Genomic DNA, 17,540 nt, shown 5'->3' with positions numbered 1-17,540 from the left:
CCCCCCCCCCCCCCCCCCCCCCCCCCCCCCCCCCCCCCCCCCCCCCCCCCCCCCCCCCCCCCCCCCCCCCCCCCCCCCCCCCCCCCCCCCCCCCCCCCCCCCCCCCCCCCCCCCCCCCCGGACGGGTCAGGCGCGGACGGTCTCCATCGCCTCGGCGGTGAGCTCGACCGAGCGCAGCCGGCCCTCCGTGCCGGGGAACTGGTGGGCCACGATCAGCTCGTCGGCGTCGGCCTCCTTCGCGAAGCCCTCGAGGTACTCGCGGACCTCGGCCGGCGTCCCGACGGCGGTGTGGGTGAGCATCGTGTCGACGTGCAGGCCCGCGCCGCCGTCGAGCAGCAGCTGCGCCTCGTCGTCCGACAGCGTGCGGCCACGGCCGAACAGCCCCACGGCCAGCGTCCGTCGGACGGCGGCGTGGGCCTCCTCGGCCGCCGACCGGGTGTCGGCCGCGACGACGTTCACGCCGGCGATGACGTAGGGCGCGTCGAGCTGGGCCGACGGCGTGAACTCCCGCCGGTAGGCCTCGACCGCGGGCCGGAGCATCGCCGGGGCGAAGTGCGACGCGAACGCGTACGGCAGGCCGAGCGCGGCGGCCAGCGACGCCCCGAACATCGACGAGCCCAGGACGTACAGCGGCACCCGCGACCCCTTCCCCGGGATCGCGTCGACGCCGGGCACCCGCGACTCGCCGGCCAGGTAGGCCTGCAGCTCGAGGACGTCCTGCGGGAAGCGGTCGGCCGAGCGGGCGTCGCGGCGCAGCGCGTACATGGTGTTCTGGTCCGAGCCCGGGGCCCGGCCCAGGCCCAGGTCGATCCGGCCCGGGTACATCGCGTCGAGGGTGCCGAACTGCTCGGCGATCGTCAGCGGCGAGTGGTTGGGCAGCATGACGCCGCCGGCCCCGAGCCGGATGGACGAGGTCTGCGCGCCGACGTGCGCGATGAGCACGCTGGTCGCGGACGACGCGATGTGCGGCATGTTGTGGTGCTCGGCGTACCAGACCCGGCGGTACCCGGTCTGCTCGGCACGCTGCGCGAGCGCGACGCTCGCGGCGATGCTGTCGGCCGCGGTCGCGCCCTTGGCGATCGGCGCGAGGTCGAGGATGGACAGCGGCAAGCTCATGGCGACGGCCTTTCACGTGGTGTTGCCAGGAGCAACGGGTCGGGGGCCGCCGTCCTTCCCGGGTGTGTCACTCCTCGTACTCGGGCCCCACCGAGCCGGTCTCCACCTCACCGGCCCGCTGGTAGGTGGCGATCAGCACGCCCGAGCCGGTCGCCTTCGTCGCGGTCAGCCGCCAGGTGCGCGGGATCGTCCCCTCGCCGAACAGCCGCTTGCCCTGGCCGAGGGTCACCGGGAACACGACCAGCCGCAGCTCGTCGACCAGGTCCTCTCGCAGCAGCGTCTGCACCAGCCCGGCCGAGCCGTGCACCTGCAGCTCCCCGCCGTCTTCGGCCTTGAGCGCCCGGACGGCGTCGGGCACGGGACCCTCCAGCAGCCGCGCGGTCTCCCACTCCACCGCGGGGAGGCTCCGCGAGGCGACGTACTTGGTCTTGTCGTTGAGGCCGGTCGACACCGCGCTGCTCTCGTCCCGCATCTTCGGCCAGGACGCGTAGAAGATGTCGTAGGTGCGCCGGCCGAGCAGGAAGTCCTGTGCGGGGACGAACCACTCCTCCATCTGGGCGCCGAGGTCCTCGTCGAAGTGCGGCACCAGCCAGCCCTCGTAGGAGAACCCGCCCTCCGGGTCCTCGCCCGGCCCGCCGGGGGCCTGCATGACGCCGTCCAGGGTGACGAACGTGGTGACGACGAGCGGTCGCATCGGGGTCCTCCTCGGGTGCGGCCCGGCCTGCGCCGGGTGGTCTCCCCGGTAGGACGGCGCACGCGGCGCCTTCTCATCGACGGGTCGCCCCAGGGGTCCCCTCCTCAGGCGGCGAGGGCGACGTCCCGGTCGGCGGCGGCCACGAGCCCGGCGTAGCGGCCCCCGGCGGCGAGCAGCTGCTGGTGCGTCCCGCTCTCCACCACCCGGCCCGCCGAGAGCACCGCGATCCGGTCGGCGTCGCGCACGGTGGAGAGCCGGTGGGCGATGGTGATCGTCGTCCGGCCGCGGCTGGCCTCGTCGAGGGCGGCCTGCACCGCGCGCTCGGTGGCGGTGTCCAGCGCGCTGGTCGCCTCGTCGAGCACCAGCACGCGCGGGTCGCGCAGCAGCGTGCGGGCGATCGCCAGCCGCTGCTTCTCCCCGCCGGAGAACCGGTGGCCGCGCGCACCGACCACGGTGTCGTACCCGTCGGGCAGCGCGGCGATGACGTCGTGCACCTGGGCGCGGCGGGCGGCGTCCTCGATCTCGGCGTCCGTGGCCCCGGGCCGGGCGTGCCGCAGGTTCTCGCGCACCGTCGTGTGCAGCAGGTAGGTCTCCTGCGCGACGACGCCCACCACCTGCGCGAGCGTGGCCAGGGACAGGTCGCGGACGTCGAGGCCGTCGATCGTCACCCGGCCGGTCGTCGGGTCGGCCAGCCGCGCGACCAGCGAGGCCAGCGTGCTCTTGCCCGAGCCGGTCTCCCCCACCAGCGCCAGGGTCGTCCCGGCCGGCACGGCGAGGTCGACGTCGGCCAGCGCGGGTCGGTGCCCGTCGGGGTAGGTGAAGCCGACGCCCTCGAAGCGCACCTCCCCGCGCACCGCCGCGGGGTCCAGCGGCACGGGGTCGGCGGGGTCGTCGATCTCCACCGGCAGGTCCAGGTACTCGAACACCCGGCTGAACAGCGCCATCGAGGCGGTGACCGAGACGCCGACGTCGAGCAGCTGCATGAGCGGGCGGAACAGCGCCCCCTGCAGCGTGGTGAAGGCGACCAGCGTGCCGATCGTCATCCCGCCCGAGGTCGCGGGCAGGCCCGCGGCCAGGTAGATCAGCGCCGGGATCCCGGCGAAGACGATGCTCATCGTCGCCATCCGCCACCGGCCGGCCAGCTGGGAGCGCACCTCCAGGCCGACCAGGCCCTGCGAGGTGTCGGCGAACCGGCGGGACTGCGCGGGCCCGGCACCCAGGGTCTTGCCCAGCAGCACGCCGCTGATCGACAGGCCCTCCTCGACCTGCGCGTGCAGGTCGGCCAGGGCCCGCTGCCGCTGCGCGGTGACCGCCCGGCGCATCCGCGCGACCTTGCGGGTCAGCAGCACCGCCGGCGGCAGGACGACGAGGGAGAGCAGCGACAGCCGCCACGACAGCGCGACCATCGCGACGACGGTGCCGACGACGGTGGTCGCGTTGGACGCCAGCGAGGTCGCCGTCGAGGTGACCACCGACTGCATCCCGGCGATGTCGTGGGTGAGCCGCGACTGCACCTCCCCGCCGCGGGTGCGGGTGAAGAAGCCCAGCGACTGGCGCTGCAGGTGGCTGAACACCGCCGTCCGCAGGCCGTGCATCACGCGCTGCCCGACGGTCGTGGAGATCCAGGTCTGCACCACCCCGAGGACGGCGGTGGTGCCGGCGACCGCGATCATCCCGGCGACGGCCCAGGCCAGCAGCGGGACGTCCTGCCGCGGGAGCGCCTCGTCGATCACGAGCCGGACGAGGAACGGCGAGGCGAGCGCCACCACCGAGGCGGTGACGATGAGCACCACCACCGCGGCGACCTGCCACCGGTGGGGGGCGAAGAGGGCGGCCACCCGGCGCAGCGGCACAGGGGAGCGCTCGAGCTGGGCGCGGTCGGCGGGGTCGACGGTGCGCCCCGAGCGCCCGCCCCCGCCACCACCTCCGGTCATCTCGTCGACGACGACCACCTCCCGACAGATACTGGGGTTACCTCACAATGAGGCAACCGTAGCAGCTCCGGTAGGATCCCCGCCGTGACCGACGACGACGCCGAGGGGCTGGGCGAGTTGCTCATGCGGGTCGCCCGCACCCAGCGCCGGCGCTGGCGGGACGCCCTGGCCCCCTGGGAGCTCTCCCCGCACCAGGCCCGTGCGCTGCGCGCCGTCTGCACGCGGGAGGGCACCCGGCTGTCGGACCTCGCCGAGGCCCTGCACATCGCGCCGCGCTCGGCGACCGAGGTCGCCGACGCCCTGGAGGCGCGCGGGTTGGTCAGCCGCTCCCCCGACCCGACCGACCGCCGCGCCGTGGTGCTCACCCCGACCGACGCCGGGCGCCGGGTGCAGCAGGAGGTCGCCGCCGCACGGGCGGCCGACACGCGTGACCTCTTCGCCCGCCTCGACCCGGCCGACCGGGCCGCGCTGGCACGGATCCTGCGCGACCTCGCGGACTGAGGCCTCCCCGGCGGCCGCGCGGGAACAGATGGGGTGCGACCGGATGCGTACCGGCGACGCCTCCGGGCTACCGGGGTTGCGCGTGACGAACCCGTCACACCAGTCGAGGGGGAAGGACTCCGCCGTGCTCTCCGAGAAGGCCAGACCCGTCATCGAGGCCACCCTGCCCGTGGTCGGCGAGAACATCGGCGCGATCGCCGAGCGGTTCTACGCGCACCTGTTCGGCGAGCACCCGGAACTGCTCGACGGCACGTTCAACCGCGGCAACCAGGCCGAGGGCACCCAGCAGCAGGCGCTGGCCGGCTCGGTGGCGGTGTTCGCCAGCGCCCTGGTGAACCACCCCGACCGGCTCCCCGAGCACCTGCTCAACCGGGTCGCGCACAAGCACGCCTCCCTGGGGATCCAGCCCGCGCAGTACCAGGTCGTGCACGACCACCTCTTCTGGGCGATCGTCGACGTCCTCGGTGACGCGGTCACCCCCGAGGTCGCCGCCGCCTGGGACGAGGTCTACTGGCTGATGGCCTGGGCGCTGATCAACCAGGAGCGCGGCCTCTACAGCGCCCGCGGCGTGCGGCCCGAGACGGTGTGGCGCGAGTGGGAGGTCGTCGAGAAGCTCCGGGAGACCGAGGACGTCGCCGTCTTCACCGTCAAGCGCATCGACGACCGGCTGGTGAAGACCTCCCTGCCCGGCCAGTACGTCACCGTGCGGCTGCCGGTGCCCGACGGCATCCAGCAGCCGCGGCAGTACAGCCTCACCCGGGCCGACGACGGCGAGCACCGCTCCTTCGCGGTCAAGCGCGTGCACGGCGGCGACAAGCCCGAGGGCGAGGTCTCCACCCTGCTGCACGACCGGGTCGACGTGGGCGACACGGTCACGATGTCGCTGCCCTTCGGGGACGTCGTCCTCGACGACTCCCGGCCCGCGGTGTTCGCCAGCGCCGGGATCGGCATCACCCCGATGGCCGGCATGCTCTCCCACCTGGCCAAGGCGGGGTCGCACCTCGACGTCACGCTGCTGCACGCCGACGTCGACGAGGCGTCCTGGGCGCTGCGGCACCAGGTGCTCGACGACGTCCGGGCGCTGCCCGAGGGCCGGGTGCACGTGTGGTTCGAGCGGGGCGCCGAGTGCAGCCTGCCGGTGGACGGCGTCTCCGAGGGGGTCATGGACCTCTCCGAGGTCGACCTGCCCGACGACGCCGTCCACTACCTCTGCGGCCCACTGCCGTTCATGAAGGCGGTCCGCCAGACGCTGCTGGACCGGGGGGTGTCCCCCCGGGACATCCAGTACGAGGTGTTCGGCCCCGACCTGTGGCAGGCCGACGCCGACTGAGCTCGGTGTCGGCTCACCGGCCGGCACCGGTCCGCGCGAACGACAGCCCGTGCTCGGCGAGGGCGTCCCGGAGGCGGGACACCGCCTTCGGGCCCACGCCGTGCAGAGCCAGCAGCTCACCTTCCGTCCAGCCGGTCAGGTCGCGCAGGTCGGTGACGCCGATGACGGTCAGGGCCCGGGTCGCCGGCGAGCCGATCGAGCGCGGCAGCGGCCGCGGGGTGTCGTCCACGGCAGGGCTGACCGCGGCCGGGCGCGGAACTCATCGCACCGGCCGCGCCACGGCGAGGCCCCGACCGTGCCCCCGGAGGTGCCACCATCGGCGGCGTGACCGACCCCGTGCGCCCCGACGAGTTCCGCGTCTCGGACCCCGAGCGGGCCGTGGTGCAGGAGCGGCTGCGCCGCGCCGTCGCGGCCGGCCAGCTGGACCTGCACGAGTTCGACACCCGCGTGCAGTCGGCGTGGGCGGCCCGCACCCGCGGCGAGCTCGCCGCCGTCACCCGGGACCTGCCCGAGCCGCCACCCGCCCCACCGGCACCCCGGCCGATGCCGCTGGGTGGCGCGTTCTCCGACGACGCCGGCGGCATGGCGATGCGCGTGCTCACCATCGTCTGGGCCAGCATCACCGCGATCAACCTGGTGGTGTGGGGCCTGGTCTCGCTCACCAGCGGCGAGTTCGTGCACCCGTGGTGGGTCTGGGTGGCCGGCCCGCCCGGCGCGGTCCTGGCGGTGCTCTACGCGGTCGGCATCGGGCGGCCGCGGCGCTGACGACCCGCGCCCCCCGGCGCTAGCGTCCCCGCGTGCCCCTCGCCATGAGCCGCCGGCAGGTCCTGGACCTGCGGGTCTCCGCCCAGCAACTGGACCGCGCGACCGGGAGCCTGGCCGACACGGCGCTGCTCGACCTCGGCGTCCAGGACACCGGGCCCGACGGCGGGCTGTGGGCGCTGGCGCTGCGGGGCGTCGACGTGGCGGGCCTGCCCGACGACGCCCTGGCGACCGTGTGGACCATCCGCGGCGCTCCGCACCTGTACCGCCGCGAGGACCTCCCGGCGGTGGCCGCCGCCACCGCGCCGTTCTCCGACGCCGACGCCGCCAAGCGCATCTTCGACGCGGCCAAGCCGCTCAAGGCCGCCGGCATCGGCACGCTCGAGGCGCTGGACGCGATCGCCGCCGCGATGCGGTCGCTGGTCACCGCACCCATGGTCAAGGGCGAGGTGTCGGGGCGGCTGGCCGAGCTGATGCCCGAGCCGTACCTGCGGTACTGCCGGCCCTGCGACGCCACGCACCTCTACGAGCAGCCGTTCCGGCTGGCGGCCCTGCGCGCCGGGCTCGAGCTCGAGCCGGGCACCTCGCCGCCGGTCCTGCGCCCGGTGCCGGGGCTGGTGCCGAGCGAGACGGTCCCGCCCCGGTTCGACGTCGTCCGGGCGTGCCTGCGACTGCTCGGGCCGACGACGCCGAAGCTGGTCGCCGGGTACCTCGACGCCCCGGTCAAGGACGTGCAGGGCCGCTGGCCGCAGGACGCCGTCGAGGTGTCCGTCGACGGCGAGCGGCGCTGGCTGCCGGCCGAGGACGCCGACCGGCTGGCCGCGGTCCCCGAGGCGACGGGCACGCGGCTGCTCGGACCCTTCGACCTCTTCCTGCAGGCCCGCGACCGGGAGCTGCTGGTGCCCCGGGCCGACCGGGCGAAGGCGCTGTGGCCGGGGCTCGGCCGGCCCGGCGCGGTGCTGGTCGACGGGGAGGTCGCCGGCACCTGGCGGCCGCGGAAGTCCGGCTCGTCGCTCACCGTGGCCGTCGAGCTCTGGCGCGCACCGACATCCGCGCTGCGGGAGGCGGTCACCGCCCAGGCCGAGCGGCTGGCCGCGTTCCGTGGGAGCACCCTGGAGGACGTCCAGTTCGACGGAGGGGAGAAGCCATGACCGGCCCCGACGACGCCTTCCTGGCGCCGGACGACGCGTTGCGGGACTTCGACGAGGACCCCGGACCGGGCGCCGACGACGTCGAGCGCCCGGCCGGGACCGTGGCCCCTCGCGAGGACGAGGTGGAGGACGCCGACCGGGCGGGCGGCTCGGTGGAGCGGGAGGCACCGGAGCGGTGACCGCCGTCCGGGGCGTGACAGCGGGCACCGCGGAACGGCATCGCCGCCCACCGTCCCACCGCTCCGGCGCGGGTCACCTCGCCGCGCGCCGCCGGGCACCTCGGCGGCTCCCTCGCCGCCCTGCGGGACCTGGTCGGGATCGCCTCCCGGACCGGCCGCGCCCACGAGGCGGCCCCCGGCGCCCGGACCCGGCAGGCCGTGCTCGACGGCTTCCTGCGCGAGCTGGACGCAGAGCCGGCGCGCCGCACGCACTGACCCCCGCGCACCCTGCAGCGACGCAGGGCGCGTTCCCCGGTTCCCCGGTGGAGCTTCCCGCGGCGTTATCTCAGCGCTAAGGTATCTGCCATGAGTGCGCCACCCCGCCGGGTCCGCATCGGCATCGACACCGGGGGGACGTTCACCGACGTCGTCGCGGTGGACGAGGAGACCGGGCAGACCACCACCACGAAGACGCCGTCCACCCCCGCCGACCCCGCGGAGGGCTTCCTCACCGGCGTCCGCAAGGTGCTCGACCTCATGGGCCTGCCCGGCGAGGCGGTCACCGCCGTCAGCCACGGGACGACGGTGGCGACCAACCAGCTGCTCGAGGGCAAGCTCGACCGGATCGGGTTCATGACCACCGAGGGCTACGAGTCGGTGCTGGAGATCGCCCGGCAGTCGGTGCCCGACGGCTACGGCAACAGCTACTTCTGGGTCAAGCCGCCGCGCATCGTCCCGGCCGACCTCGTGCGCACCGTGCGGGGCAGGCTCGACCACCGCGGCGAGGAGGTGCGCCCCTTCGACGAGGACGACGCCCGCGCCGCGGCCCGGTTCTTCGCCGACGCCGGGATCACCACCCTCGGCGTCTGCTTCCTGCACTCCTACGCGAACGACGCGCACGAGCGCCGCATGCTCGAGGTGATCCGCGAGGAGCACCCCGGCGCGGTCGTCTCGCTGTCCAGCGAGGTGCTGCGCGAGTACCGGGAGTACGAGCGCTCGGTGACCACGCTGGTCGACGCCGCGGTGAAGCCGAAGGTCGGCGCGTACGTCGGCAACATCCGCGCCCGCCTGGACGAGATCGCCCCCGGCGTGCCGTTCTACGTGATGAAGAGCAACGGCGGCGTGCTCTCGGCGCACGAGGTCGTGCACCAGCCGATCACCACGATGCTCTCCGGCCCCGCGGCCGGCGCCCTCGGCGCCGCGCTCATCGCGGGCACCGCGGGCTTCGACCGGGTGCTCACCTGCGACGGCGGCGGCACCTCCACCGACGTCACGGTGGTCATCGACGGCGAGCCGACGCTGACCACCGAGGGCTCGGTCGGCGACTACCCGTCCAAGATCCCGATGATCGACGTCGTCACCGTCGGCGCGGGCGGCGGCTCGATCGCCTGGCTGTCGCCGGAGGGCACCCTCAAGGTGGGCCCGAAGTCGGCCGGCGCCGACCCCGGGCCCATGTGCTACCCGGACGGCGGCGACCAGCCCACGGTCACCGACGCGCACGTCGTCCTCGGGCGCATCCCCCCGCACCTGCTCGGTGGGGAGATCCCGCTGTCGGTGGACGCCGCCGCCAAGGGCCTGACCGCCCTCGGCGCGGAGCTGGACCTCTCGCTGGAGCGGACGGCCACGGGCATCCTCGAGATCTCCGCGTGGAACCAGGCCAACGCGCTCCGCCAGGTGACCGTCGCCCGCGGCCTGGACGTCCGCGACTTCACGCTGACCACGTTCGGCGGCTCCGGGTCGCTGCTGGCCTGCCGGCTGATGGACATCCTCGGGCTCCCGCGGACGCTGGTGCCGCCGAACCCGGGGAACGTCAGCGCCTTCGGCCTGCTCACCGTCGACGTCCGCAACGACCACGTGCAGACGGCGATCCAGCGGCACGCCGACCTCGACCTGGACCGCGTGCGCGCCGTGTACGCCGACCTCGAGGGTCAGGCCCGGACCGCGCTGGACGGCGAGGGCTTCGCCCCCGACCAGCAGCGGGTGCAGCGCACCGCCGACCTGCGCTACGTGGGGCAGGCGTTCGAGGTGCGGGTGCCGGTGGCCGACGGCGAGCTCGACGCGGGCGCCGCCGAGGCGGTCGCCCAGGCGTTCCACGCCGCGCACCGGCAGCTCTACGGCTACGACTTCGCCGACGACCCCCGCCAGGCCGTGGAGTGGGTCAACCTCCGGGTCAGCGGGATCGGCCCGATCCGCCGCCCGGACATGGTGGAGCTGCCCGCGACGGAGGGCGGGACGGACCGGGCCGTCACCGGCTCGCGCCGGGTGTTCTTCGACGACTGGGTCGACACCCCCACCTACGACCGGCCCGACCTCGGCCCCGGTGACGTGGTCCGGGGCCCGGCGGTCATCGAGGAGTTCGGCTCCACCGTGCCGGTGCACCCCGGCTTCCTCGCCACCGTCGACGTCCACGGCAACCTGCTGCTCACGAAGGAGACCGACCGATGAGCCTCACCGAGGGCGAGGTGCAGGCCGACCCGGTGCTCGTCGAGATCGTCGCCGGCACGCTGGCCGCGATCGAGAAGGAGGTCGAGACCTCCATCGGGCGCACCTCGCGGTCGCCGATGATCCGCGACGCGCACGACTTCCGGGCCGGCATCCACGACCGGCAGCTGCGCAAGCTCACCGGCCGCTCGTACTCGGCGCTCGTGCACCCGGTGGTGCGCGACTACCCGATCGAGACGATGAACGTGGGCGACGTCTTCTTCCACAACGACGTCTACCTGTCCGAGGGCGGGATCGGCCACCTGCCCGACCTCTGCGTCACCGTGCCGGTCTTCGCGCACGTGGGCGGCGCCGAGCGGGTGGTCGCGTTCATCCAGGCGTTCGGCCACCACGACGACATCGGCGGCGCCGTCCCCGGGTCGATGCCCAGCGCGGCGACCAGCGTGTACGAGGAGGGCCTGATGGTCCCCCCGATCAAGCTGTGGGACCGCGGCGTGCCCAACGAGAGCGCGCTGAAGATCATGACCCGCAACTCGCGGATGCCCGACTCGCTGGCCGCCGACCTCGACGCCGAGTGCTCGGCGTGCCTGGCCGGCGCCCGGCGCCTGGGCGAGTTGTTCGACCGGTACGGGGTCGAGGCGGTCGAGGCCTGCTTCGACGCGATCCTGGCCAACTCCACCGAGGTCTACCGGCGGGAGATCCTGTCCCAGATCCCCGACGGCACCTACGTGTGGGAGGACTACGCCGAGCACGACGGCGTCGAGGAGCCGCAGCTGCACCGGCAGCGGATCACGCTGACCATGGACTCCACCCGGGAGACCCCGCTGGTCATCGACTTCACCGGCACCGGGCCGCAGGCCAAGGGCCCGATCAACCACTGCGGGGACTACGCCGACGGCAACTTCCTCAAGAAGTGGCTCGCGCCGATCCTGCGCAACCTCGCCGAGACGCCCGAGCGGATGGCCGAGCTCGACGTGAACGAGGGCGTCGTGCCGCTGATCGAGATGCGCTTCCCGGAGAAGGGCACGCTGCTCACGCCCATCTTCCCGGCGCCGACCAACGCCCGGACGTTCGTGATCCTGCGACTGCTCGGCGTCCTCGCGGGGGTGCTCGCCAAGGCCACCGGCGGCCGCATGCCCGCCGACCAGGAGACGATCCGCTACACCGGCGTCTACGGCACCGACGCCGACGGGCAGCCCTACCTCATGCGCGAGGTGCTGGGCGGGGGCTCGGGCGGGCGGTACTACGCCGACGGCGAGGACACCATCCACGTCGTGCCCGACTCGCGGAACCTGCCGACGGAGTTCACCGAGGGCCGGTTCCCGCTGCGGGTGGAGCGGCTGGGCCTCGCGATGGACTCCGGCGGCCCCGGCCGCCACCGCGGCGGTTGCGGCTACGAGAAGCACATCCGGGTGCTCCGCGACGCGCACTTCATGTCCATCGCCGACCGCTCGATCCTCGCCTGCTGGGGCGTCAAGGGCGGCAAGGCGGGCAAGCCGTTCCAGATCACCGTCGACCCGGGTGGCCCGGACGAGCACGACGTCGACGCGCTGGCCGACGCCGAGCCGCTGGCGGCCGGCACCGTCGTCCGCATCCGGACGACGGGCGGCGGCGGCTGGGGCGACCCGCTGGACCGGCCGGTCGACGAGGTCCTGCGCGACATCGCCTGGCGGAAGGTGTCGGTGACCGGCGCCCGGGAGGACTACGGCGTCATCGTGCGCGAGGACGGGACCGCCGACGAGGCGGCGACCACGGAGCTGCGGGCGGCCATGCGGGCGGCCCGCACCGGCGAGGAGCCCTTCTTCGACCGCGGCCCGGGCTACGCGGTGCTCTCCGGCGGCGCGGCGTTCAACGAGTTCGACGTCCTCTGAGGACCCCTGCCGGGCCCGTCCTCCCGGCGTGCTCGTGCTCTGCGTGCTCTCGGCATGCAGAGCACGAGCACGCGAGGGGCATCAGGGCGTGTCGAGCCCGGTGCTGCCGGCCGGCGGCTTGACGTCGTCCCCGGTCTGGCCCTCGTCGCCGCGGTAGGTCGGGTGGTCGGTGTGGCGCGGGTCGTCGTCCCCGGCGCCCTCGACGTCCTCGGGGACCAGCGGCGTCTCGTGCAGGACGTTCTCGCGCGCCTGGTCGCGGTCGGTGCCCGGTACCTCGGTCATGGCGACCTCCTCATCTCGGGGCCGCTCCCCTACCCGGCCGCCGCTGGGCTACCCCGCTCGTTCGCTGCCGGTGAACGGCCGGCCAGCCAGCGGGCGGTGGCGTCGTCAGCCGGCAGGAACGCCTCGACCGACAGCTCGGCGGCGGTGAGGTCGACCGCGGTCCCGAACGTGGTGACCGTGCTGAGGAAGCTCAGCACGTCGTCGCCCTGTCGCACGCGCAGCGGCACGGCGATGCCGTCGGGCGGGCGGCGGTCGAACCCGCCGGGCAGCGCCGCGAGCTCCCGGTGCAGGGCGGCGAGCGCCGGGTCGGCGGTCAGGTGCGCCTCCCGGGCCAGGCGGGCGAGCAGGTGGGTGCGCCACTGCGGCAGGTTCAGGATCCGGGGCGCCAGTCCGCGGGGGTGCAGGCCGAGCCGCAGCACGTTCACCGGCGGCTCGAGCAGCGCCGGGTCGGCCCCCTCGGTGAGCAGCGCGATGCTGCGGTTGGCCGCGACCAGGTGCCAGCCGCGGTCGACGGCCAGCGCCGGGTAGGGCTCGTGGGCGGCCAGCACGCGGTCCAGGGCCGTGCGGACGGCGGCCATGTCCGGGTCCTCCAGCCGGCGCCGCCCGTACACCGGGGCGTACCCGGCCGCGAGCAGCAACTCGTTGCGCTCGCGCAGCGGCACCTCGAGCTGCTCGGCCAGGTGCAGCACCATCTCGCGGCTGGGCCGGGCCCGACCGGTCTCCACGAAGCTCAGGTGCCGGGTGGAGACCCCCGCCTCACTCGCGAGGTCCAGCTGGGACAGCCGGCGCCGCTGCCGCCAGTCGCGCAGCAGCTCGCCGACCGACGGTCGCGCCTCGACGGCTGTCATGTCCTCGACGCTAGCGACGGAGAGCCTCGGCGTCGCTTACCTCGCAGGTAATCGACCTGCCTCGCCGACGCGGCCACGGTGGTCGCCATGACCACGACAACCCGCTCCGCCCCGCTCCCCCTGCTCCGGCCGGCGCTGCGGCTCGACGCCGTCGTCACCGGGCTCAACGGCGCCGCGTACCTGCTCGCCGCCTCTCCCCTCGCCGACCTGCTCGGCCTGCCCGCCGGCTGGCTGCGCGGGATCGGGGTGTTCCTGCTGGCCTTCGCCGCGGCGGTGTGGCTGGTCGGCACCCGCCCCGCCCCGGCCGCCGTCCGCACGGTGGTGACGGCCAACGCCCTCTGGGCCGCCGGCAGCGTCGTCGTCGTGCTGGCCGGCCTCGGCTCGCCCACGACCGTCGGCGCCGCCTGGCTGGTGCTGCAGGCGCTCGTCGTCGCCGCCTTCGCCGTCCTGCAGGCCGCCGGCCTGCGCCGCAACTGACCCACGACAGGAGACCGACCATGACCGCATCGCCCGACCTGGCCACCCGCTACCTCGCGGCCTGGAACCAGACCGACCCGGCCGCGCGCCGCACCGCCGTCGAGGAGCTGTTCACCGAGGACGCCCGCTACACCGACCCGCTGGCCGACGTGGCGGGACGGGACGCGATCGAGGCGACCATCGCCGCCGTCCAGGCACGGTTCCCCGGGTTCGTGTTCCGCCTCGCCGGCCCCGTGGACGCCCACCACGACCAGGTGCGTTTCACGTGGCACCTCGGCCCCGAGGGGCAGGAGGCGCCGATCGTCGGGGTCGACGTCGCGGTGACCGACGGCGACGGGCGGATCCGCACCGTCCTGGGCTTCCTGGACCGGGTGCCGGCCGCCGCCTGACCCCGGACCGGGCCGGTGGTCCCCTGCGGGGGGCCACCGGCCTCGTCGCGGGTCAGCCCTCCTCGACGCTCGCGTACGGAGCGCGTCCGGCGGTCATCGCCGCCGGTGCCACCACCTGCGACGCGGCGGAGCGGCCGGGACCTCCACCGGCGGGGGCGGCGGCGGGCGGGTGGCCCGCCAGTGCTCGAGCAGCGCGTCGAGGTCGGCCAGGCCGGGCACGGGCGCCCAGCGGCTCTCCTGCGGACGGCGCCAGAAGGCCTGGACTCGGGCGTTGAAGTCGTCGACCACCGCCCGCACGGCCGCCTCCGAGGGCAGCCCCGCCACGCGCTCGGGGAGCTCGTCGCGCTCCCTGCGCAACGCCATGCCGGGCGGCAGCAGGTCGCGCGGGTCGGCCTGCTGCCGGCGCGCCCACTCCAGGGCCCACTCGTAGCTGCTCTGCTCCCGCTCCCGCCGGCGCAGCGGCCGGCCCGCACCCTCGAGGTCCGCGAAGGCCCCGCGGGCCTGGGCCTGGGTGATCTGCTGGTCGACCCAGGTCTCGAAGGACATGCCCGGTGGCTTGCGCTCGGTCATCCCCTCCAGGGTGACACCGGCCGCCGACCGCCCGCCCGGTCCCCGTCGGATCTCCGTCCCGATCCCGCCCGGTCCCCGTCCCGATCCCGCCCGGTCCCGCCCGGTCCCGCCCGGTCCCCGATCCCGCCCGGTCCTCCATCGATCATGGACCTGCGGGGGCGACACGCCGGTCGCAGTCGGGGTGTCGCCTCCCCGACTCCATGATCGCCGGCTGGGGAGGGGTGGGACCCGGGAGATCGTCCGCCGGGGTGGGGGCAGGGGGGGCCGTCGTCAGGCTGCCGGAGGGGGCACAGCGCGGACCTCAGGCGGCCCGGAGGGGGCGCAGCGCGGCGGTGACCCGCTGCAGCTCGTCGAGCATCGCCGTGCCGCCGGCCGTCAGCTCGGCGTTGGGCACGAACTCGTCGTCCTCGTCGAGGAACTGGGCGAAGAACGGGACCGACACCGCCTCGACCACCGGCAGCACCCGCAGGGCGCCGAGCACCGGCTTGAGCGCGCTCGACGCGCGCAGGCCGGCCGAGACGCCGCCGTAGGTCACCAGGCCGGCCGCCTTGTCGGCCCACTCGGCGGAGAGGAAGTCCAGGGCGTTCTTGAGCGCGCCCGGGAAGGAGTGGTTGTACTCCGGGGTCACGAAGACGAACGCGTCGGCGCGGGAGACCGTCGCGCTCCAGTCCTTGGTGTGCTGGTGGACGTACTGCTGCAGCCGCGGGTGGTTGGGCTCGTCGAACACCGGCAGCCCGACCTCGGCGAGGTCGACCAGCTCGACGTCGAAGCGCCCGTGCGCCTCCGCCAGGCGGGTCACCCACCGGGCGACGGCGAGACCGCGGCGACCGGGCCGGGTGCTGGCGGCGATGACCTGCAGGACGGGACGGGACACGGAGAGCTCCTCTCGATCGCTTCGTTGAGCTCTCAACCGCAGGGCGGCGCACCGATTCCCCACTGTGGCCGAGAGCGCACCGACCCGACCCTCACGTCAGGGTAGGGTCACACCCGCTCCCCCCGGCCGCGACGACGCCCCGCGGGTGCACGCAATCCCCTCGCCGCCGAACCGGAGTAGACCCGTGCCCTCCCTGCGCCTGACCCGCCCGGCCTGGGTGTCCCCCACCGTGGCCCGCACCGAGGTGCTGGCCGGCCTCGTGGTCGCGCTGGCCCTCATCCCCGAGGCGATCAGCTTCTCGATCCTGGCCGGCGTCGACCCGCGCGTCGGGCTGTTCGCCTCGTTCACGATGGCCGTCGTCATCGCGTTCACCGGTGGCCGCCCGGCGATGATCAGCGCCGCCACCGGCGCGATCGCCCTGGTGGTCGGCCCGCTCGCCCGCGAGCACGGGCTGGAGTACCTGCTGGCCGCGGTGGTCCTCGGCGGCGTCTGCCAGATCGTGCTGGCGGCGGCCGGCGTGGCCCGGCTGATGCGGTTCGTCCCGCGCAGCGTGATGGTCGGCTTCGTCAACGCGCTGGCGATCCTGATCTTCACCGCGCAGCTGCCGCACCTGGTCGGCGTCCCCTGGCTGGTCTACCCGATGGCCGCCGCCGGACTGGCGATCATCGTCCTGTTGCCGCGCCTCACCACCGCCGTCCCGGCGCCGCTGGTGGCGATCGTCGTGCTCACCGGTCTGACCGTCGCGGCGGGCCTCTCCGTCCCGGACGTCGGCGACCAGGGCGAGCTGCCCGGCAGCCTGCCGTTCCTCGCGCTGCCCGACGTGCCGTTCACCCTCGAGACGCTGGCGATCATCGCGCCGTACGCCCTGGGCATCGCGTTCGTCGGGCTCCTGGAGTCCCTGATGACCGCCAAGCTGGTCGACGACATCACCGACACCCACTCGGACAAGACCCGCGAGTCCTGGGGGCAGGGCGTGGCCAACATCGTCACCGGCTTCTTCGGCGGCATGGGCGGCTGCGCGATGATCGGCCAGACCATGATCAACGTGCGGTCCGGGGCGCGGACGCGGCTGTCGACCTTCCTCGCCGGCGTCCTCCTGCTGGTCCTCGTGGTGGTCCTCGGCGACGTCGTCGCGGTGATCCCGATGGCCGCGCTCGTGGCGGTGATGGTGTTCGTGTCGATCGCGACCTTCGACTGGCACAGCCTGCGCACGCTGCCCCGGATGCCGCGCAGCGAGACCGCGGTGATGCTCACGACCGTCGCCGGCACCCTGCTCACGCACAACCTCGCCGTCGGGGTCGGCGCCGGCGTCCTCGTGGCGTGCGTCCTCTTCGCGCGCCGCGTCGCCCACCTGGCCGAGGTCAGCAGCGTCCCGGGCCCGGACGGCAGCCGGGTCTACACCGTGCAGGGGGCGCTCTTCTTCGCCTCCAGCAACGACCTCTACGCCCAGTTCGACTACGCCGGGGACCCGCAGCACGTGGTCATCGACCTGTCCCGGGCCTCGGTCTGGGACGCCTCCACCGTCGCCGCCCTCGACGCGATCACGCACAAGTACGCCAGCCGTGGGAAGACCGTCGAGATCACCGGCCTGAGCGGGCACTCGGCCGACCGCTACGAGCGGCACACCGGTCAGCTCGCCGGGGCGCACTGATGGCCGCCCGGCTGCTCCAGATCGGCCAGGTCGCCGAGCGCACCGGGCTGAGCCTGCGCACCATCCGCTTCTACGAGGAGAGCGGGCTGGTCGTGCCGACCGCCCGCAGCGAGGGCGGGTTCCGGCTCTACAGCTCCGACGACGTCGCCCGGCTCGAGGTGGTCAAGCGGATGAAGCCGCTCGGCTTCTCCCTCGAGGAGATGCGCGAGCTGCTCACCCTGCTCGCCGACCTGGCGGCGGCGACCGGGCCGGACCGCGACCGGCTCCTCGACCGGCTGCGGGTGTTCCACGAGGCTGCCCGGGTCCGGGTCGACGCGCTGCGCGCCGAGCTCGCCGTCGCGGAGGACTTCGCCGGCACCCTCGCCGACCGCCTGGCCACCGAGCGCACCTGACCCGCCCCGTTCCCCGATCGTGACTTGACCGTCCGAGCGGGAACGTGCGTCCCGCCCGGTTCCTCGCGGAGGGTGGCGACCTGCCACGAAGGGGTGAA

Annotated in this window: 19 protein-coding genes; 11 read left to right on the top strand and 8 right to left on the bottom strand. The window is 74.7% G+C overall.

The features are described 5' to 3' along the window. Positions 1-126 precede the first annotated feature (126 nt). From ACI79I_RS09115 to ACI79I_RS09105, 3 genes are all read right to left on the bottom strand, one after another. A complete protein-coding gene (locus ACI79I_RS09115; RefSeq protein ID WP_456991994.1) occupies positions 127-1,116 on the bottom strand; it encodes an LLM class flavin-dependent oxidoreductase in 990 nt (329 codons plus the stop codon). Positions 1,117-1,183: 67 nt separating this feature from the next. Beyond that, positions 1,184-1,810 (bottom strand): dihydrofolate reductase family protein, encoded by a 627-nt coding sequence (locus ACI79I_RS09110; RefSeq protein ID WP_456991993.1) that lies wholly within the window; start codon positions 1,808-1,810, stop codon positions 1,184-1,186. 104 nt (positions 1,811-1,914) lie between these two features. Then, positions 1,915-3,762 (bottom strand): ABC transporter ATP-binding protein, encoded by a 1,848-nt coding sequence (locus ACI79I_RS09105; RefSeq protein ID WP_456991992.1) that lies wholly within the window; start codon positions 3,760-3,762, stop codon positions 1,915-1,917. Between the two features lie 66 nt (positions 3,763-3,828). Here ACI79I_RS09105 and ACI79I_RS09100 point away from each other — a divergent pair, with 66 nt between their 5' ends. Next, positions 3,829-4,245, top strand: coding sequence for a MarR family winged helix-turn-helix transcriptional regulator (locus ACI79I_RS09100; RefSeq protein WP_456991991.1), 417 nt, complete (start codon positions 3,829-3,831; stop codon positions 4,243-4,245). A gap of 124 nt (positions 4,246-4,369) precedes the next feature. Next, the gene (locus ACI79I_RS09095; protein WP_456991990.1) at positions 4,370-5,575 is read left to right on the top strand and encodes a globin domain-containing protein; all 1,206 of its coding nucleotides are present in this window, start codon (positions 4,370-4,372) and stop codon (positions 5,573-5,575) included. A 13-nt stretch (positions 5,576-5,588) separates the two neighbouring features. Here the strand turns inward: ACI79I_RS09095 and ACI79I_RS09090 are convergent, their stop codons facing one another. Continuing rightward, a complete protein-coding gene (locus ACI79I_RS09090; protein WP_456991989.1) occupies positions 5,589-5,804 on the bottom strand; it encodes a DNA-binding protein in 216 nt (71 codons plus the stop codon). A 95-nt stretch (positions 5,805-5,899) separates the two neighbouring features. On the opposite strand from ACI79I_RS09090, the gene ACI79I_RS09085 reads away from it, so the two are divergent. The 5 genes from ACI79I_RS09085 (at position 5,900) to ACI79I_RS09065 (ending at position 11,959) form a co-directional block, all read left to right on the top strand. After that, positions 5,900-6,340 carry a DUF1707 SHOCT-like domain-containing protein gene (locus tag ACI79I_RS09085; RefSeq protein ID WP_456991988.1) on the top strand — a complete coding sequence of 147 codons (441 nt, stop codon included), beginning with the start codon at positions 5,900-5,902 and terminating at the stop codon, positions 6,338-6,340. 32 nt (positions 6,341-6,372) lie between these two features. Beyond that, positions 6,373-7,488, top strand: coding sequence for a winged helix DNA-binding domain-containing protein (locus ACI79I_RS09080; protein WP_456991987.1), 1,116 nt, complete (start codon positions 6,373-6,375; stop codon positions 7,486-7,488). Continuing rightward, positions 7,485-7,667 (top strand): hypothetical protein, encoded by a 183-nt coding sequence (locus ACI79I_RS09075; protein WP_456991986.1) that lies wholly within the window; start codon positions 7,485-7,487, stop codon positions 7,665-7,667. The genes ACI79I_RS09080 and ACI79I_RS09075 overlap by 4 nt, the downstream gene beginning before the upstream one ends. A 345-nt stretch (positions 7,668-8,012) precedes the next feature. Then, entirely contained in the window at positions 8,013-10,091 is a 2,079-nt protein-coding gene (locus ACI79I_RS09070; protein WP_456991985.1) for a hydantoinase/oxoprolinase family protein, read from the top strand. Further along, a complete protein-coding gene (locus ACI79I_RS09065) occupies positions 10,088-11,959 on the top strand; it encodes a hydantoinase B/oxoprolinase family protein (RefSeq protein ID WP_456991984.1) in 1,872 nt (623 codons plus the stop codon). The genes ACI79I_RS09070 and ACI79I_RS09065 overlap by 4 nt, the downstream gene beginning before the upstream one ends. A gap of 81 nt (positions 11,960-12,040) precedes the next feature. Here the strand turns inward: ACI79I_RS09065 and ACI79I_RS09060 are convergent, their stop codons facing one another. Both ACI79I_RS09060 and ACI79I_RS09055 read right to left on the bottom strand, forming a co-directional pair. Beyond that, a complete protein-coding gene (locus ACI79I_RS09060; RefSeq protein WP_456948285.1) occupies positions 12,041-12,241 on the bottom strand; it encodes a hypothetical protein in 201 nt (66 codons plus the stop codon). A gap of 29 nt (positions 12,242-12,270) precedes the next feature. Continuing rightward, a complete protein-coding gene (locus ACI79I_RS09055; protein WP_456991983.1) occupies positions 12,271-13,089 on the bottom strand; it encodes a helix-turn-helix domain-containing protein in 819 nt (272 codons plus the stop codon). Between the two features lie 87 nt (positions 13,090-13,176). On the opposite strand from ACI79I_RS09055, the gene ACI79I_RS09050 reads away from it, so the two are divergent. Both ACI79I_RS09050 and ACI79I_RS09045 read left to right on the top strand, forming a co-directional pair. Continuing rightward, a complete protein-coding gene (locus ACI79I_RS09050) occupies positions 13,177-13,566 on the top strand; it encodes a hypothetical protein (RefSeq protein WP_456991981.1) in 390 nt (129 codons plus the stop codon). A gap of 20 nt (positions 13,567-13,586) precedes the next feature. Then, positions 13,587-13,955: a nuclear transport factor 2 family protein gene (locus ACI79I_RS09045; RefSeq protein ID WP_456991980.1), complete on the top strand. Its 369-nt coding sequence runs from the start codon at positions 13,587-13,589 to the stop codon at positions 13,953-13,955. Positions 13,956-14,048: 93 nt separating this feature from the next. Here ACI79I_RS09045 and ACI79I_RS09040 read toward each other — a convergent pair whose 3' ends face one another. Both ACI79I_RS09040 and ACI79I_RS09035 read right to left on the bottom strand, forming a co-directional pair. Beyond that, positions 14,049-14,525: a DnaJ family domain-containing protein gene (locus ACI79I_RS09040; protein WP_456991979.1), complete on the bottom strand. Its 477-nt coding sequence runs from the start codon at positions 14,523-14,525 to the stop codon at positions 14,049-14,051. Positions 14,526-14,826: 301 nt separating this feature from the next. After that, positions 14,827-15,399, bottom strand: a complete 573-nt coding sequence (locus ACI79I_RS09035; protein WP_456991978.1) for an NADPH-dependent FMN reductase — start codon at positions 15,397-15,399, stop codon at positions 14,827-14,829. 184 nt (positions 15,400-15,583) lie between these two features. Here ACI79I_RS09035 and ACI79I_RS09030 point away from each other — a divergent pair, with 184 nt between their 5' ends. Then, complete coding sequence (locus ACI79I_RS09030) at positions 15,584-17,050, top strand: SulP family inorganic anion transporter (RefSeq protein ID WP_456991977.1); 1,467 nt, start codon at positions 15,584-15,586, stop codon at positions 17,048-17,050. Next, positions 17,050-17,442 carry a MerR family transcriptional regulator gene (locus tag ACI79I_RS09025; RefSeq protein ID WP_456991976.1) on the top strand — a complete coding sequence of 131 codons (393 nt, stop codon included), beginning with the start codon at positions 17,050-17,052 and terminating at the stop codon, positions 17,440-17,442. Before ACI79I_RS09030 ends, ACI79I_RS09025 begins: the two co-directional genes overlap by 1 nt. Positions 17,443-17,540 lie beyond the last annotated feature (98 nt).

Source organism: Geodermatophilus sp. SYSU D01105, from assembly GCF_054050095.1.
This window is presented reverse-complemented; position numbering and strand designations above follow the sequence as displayed.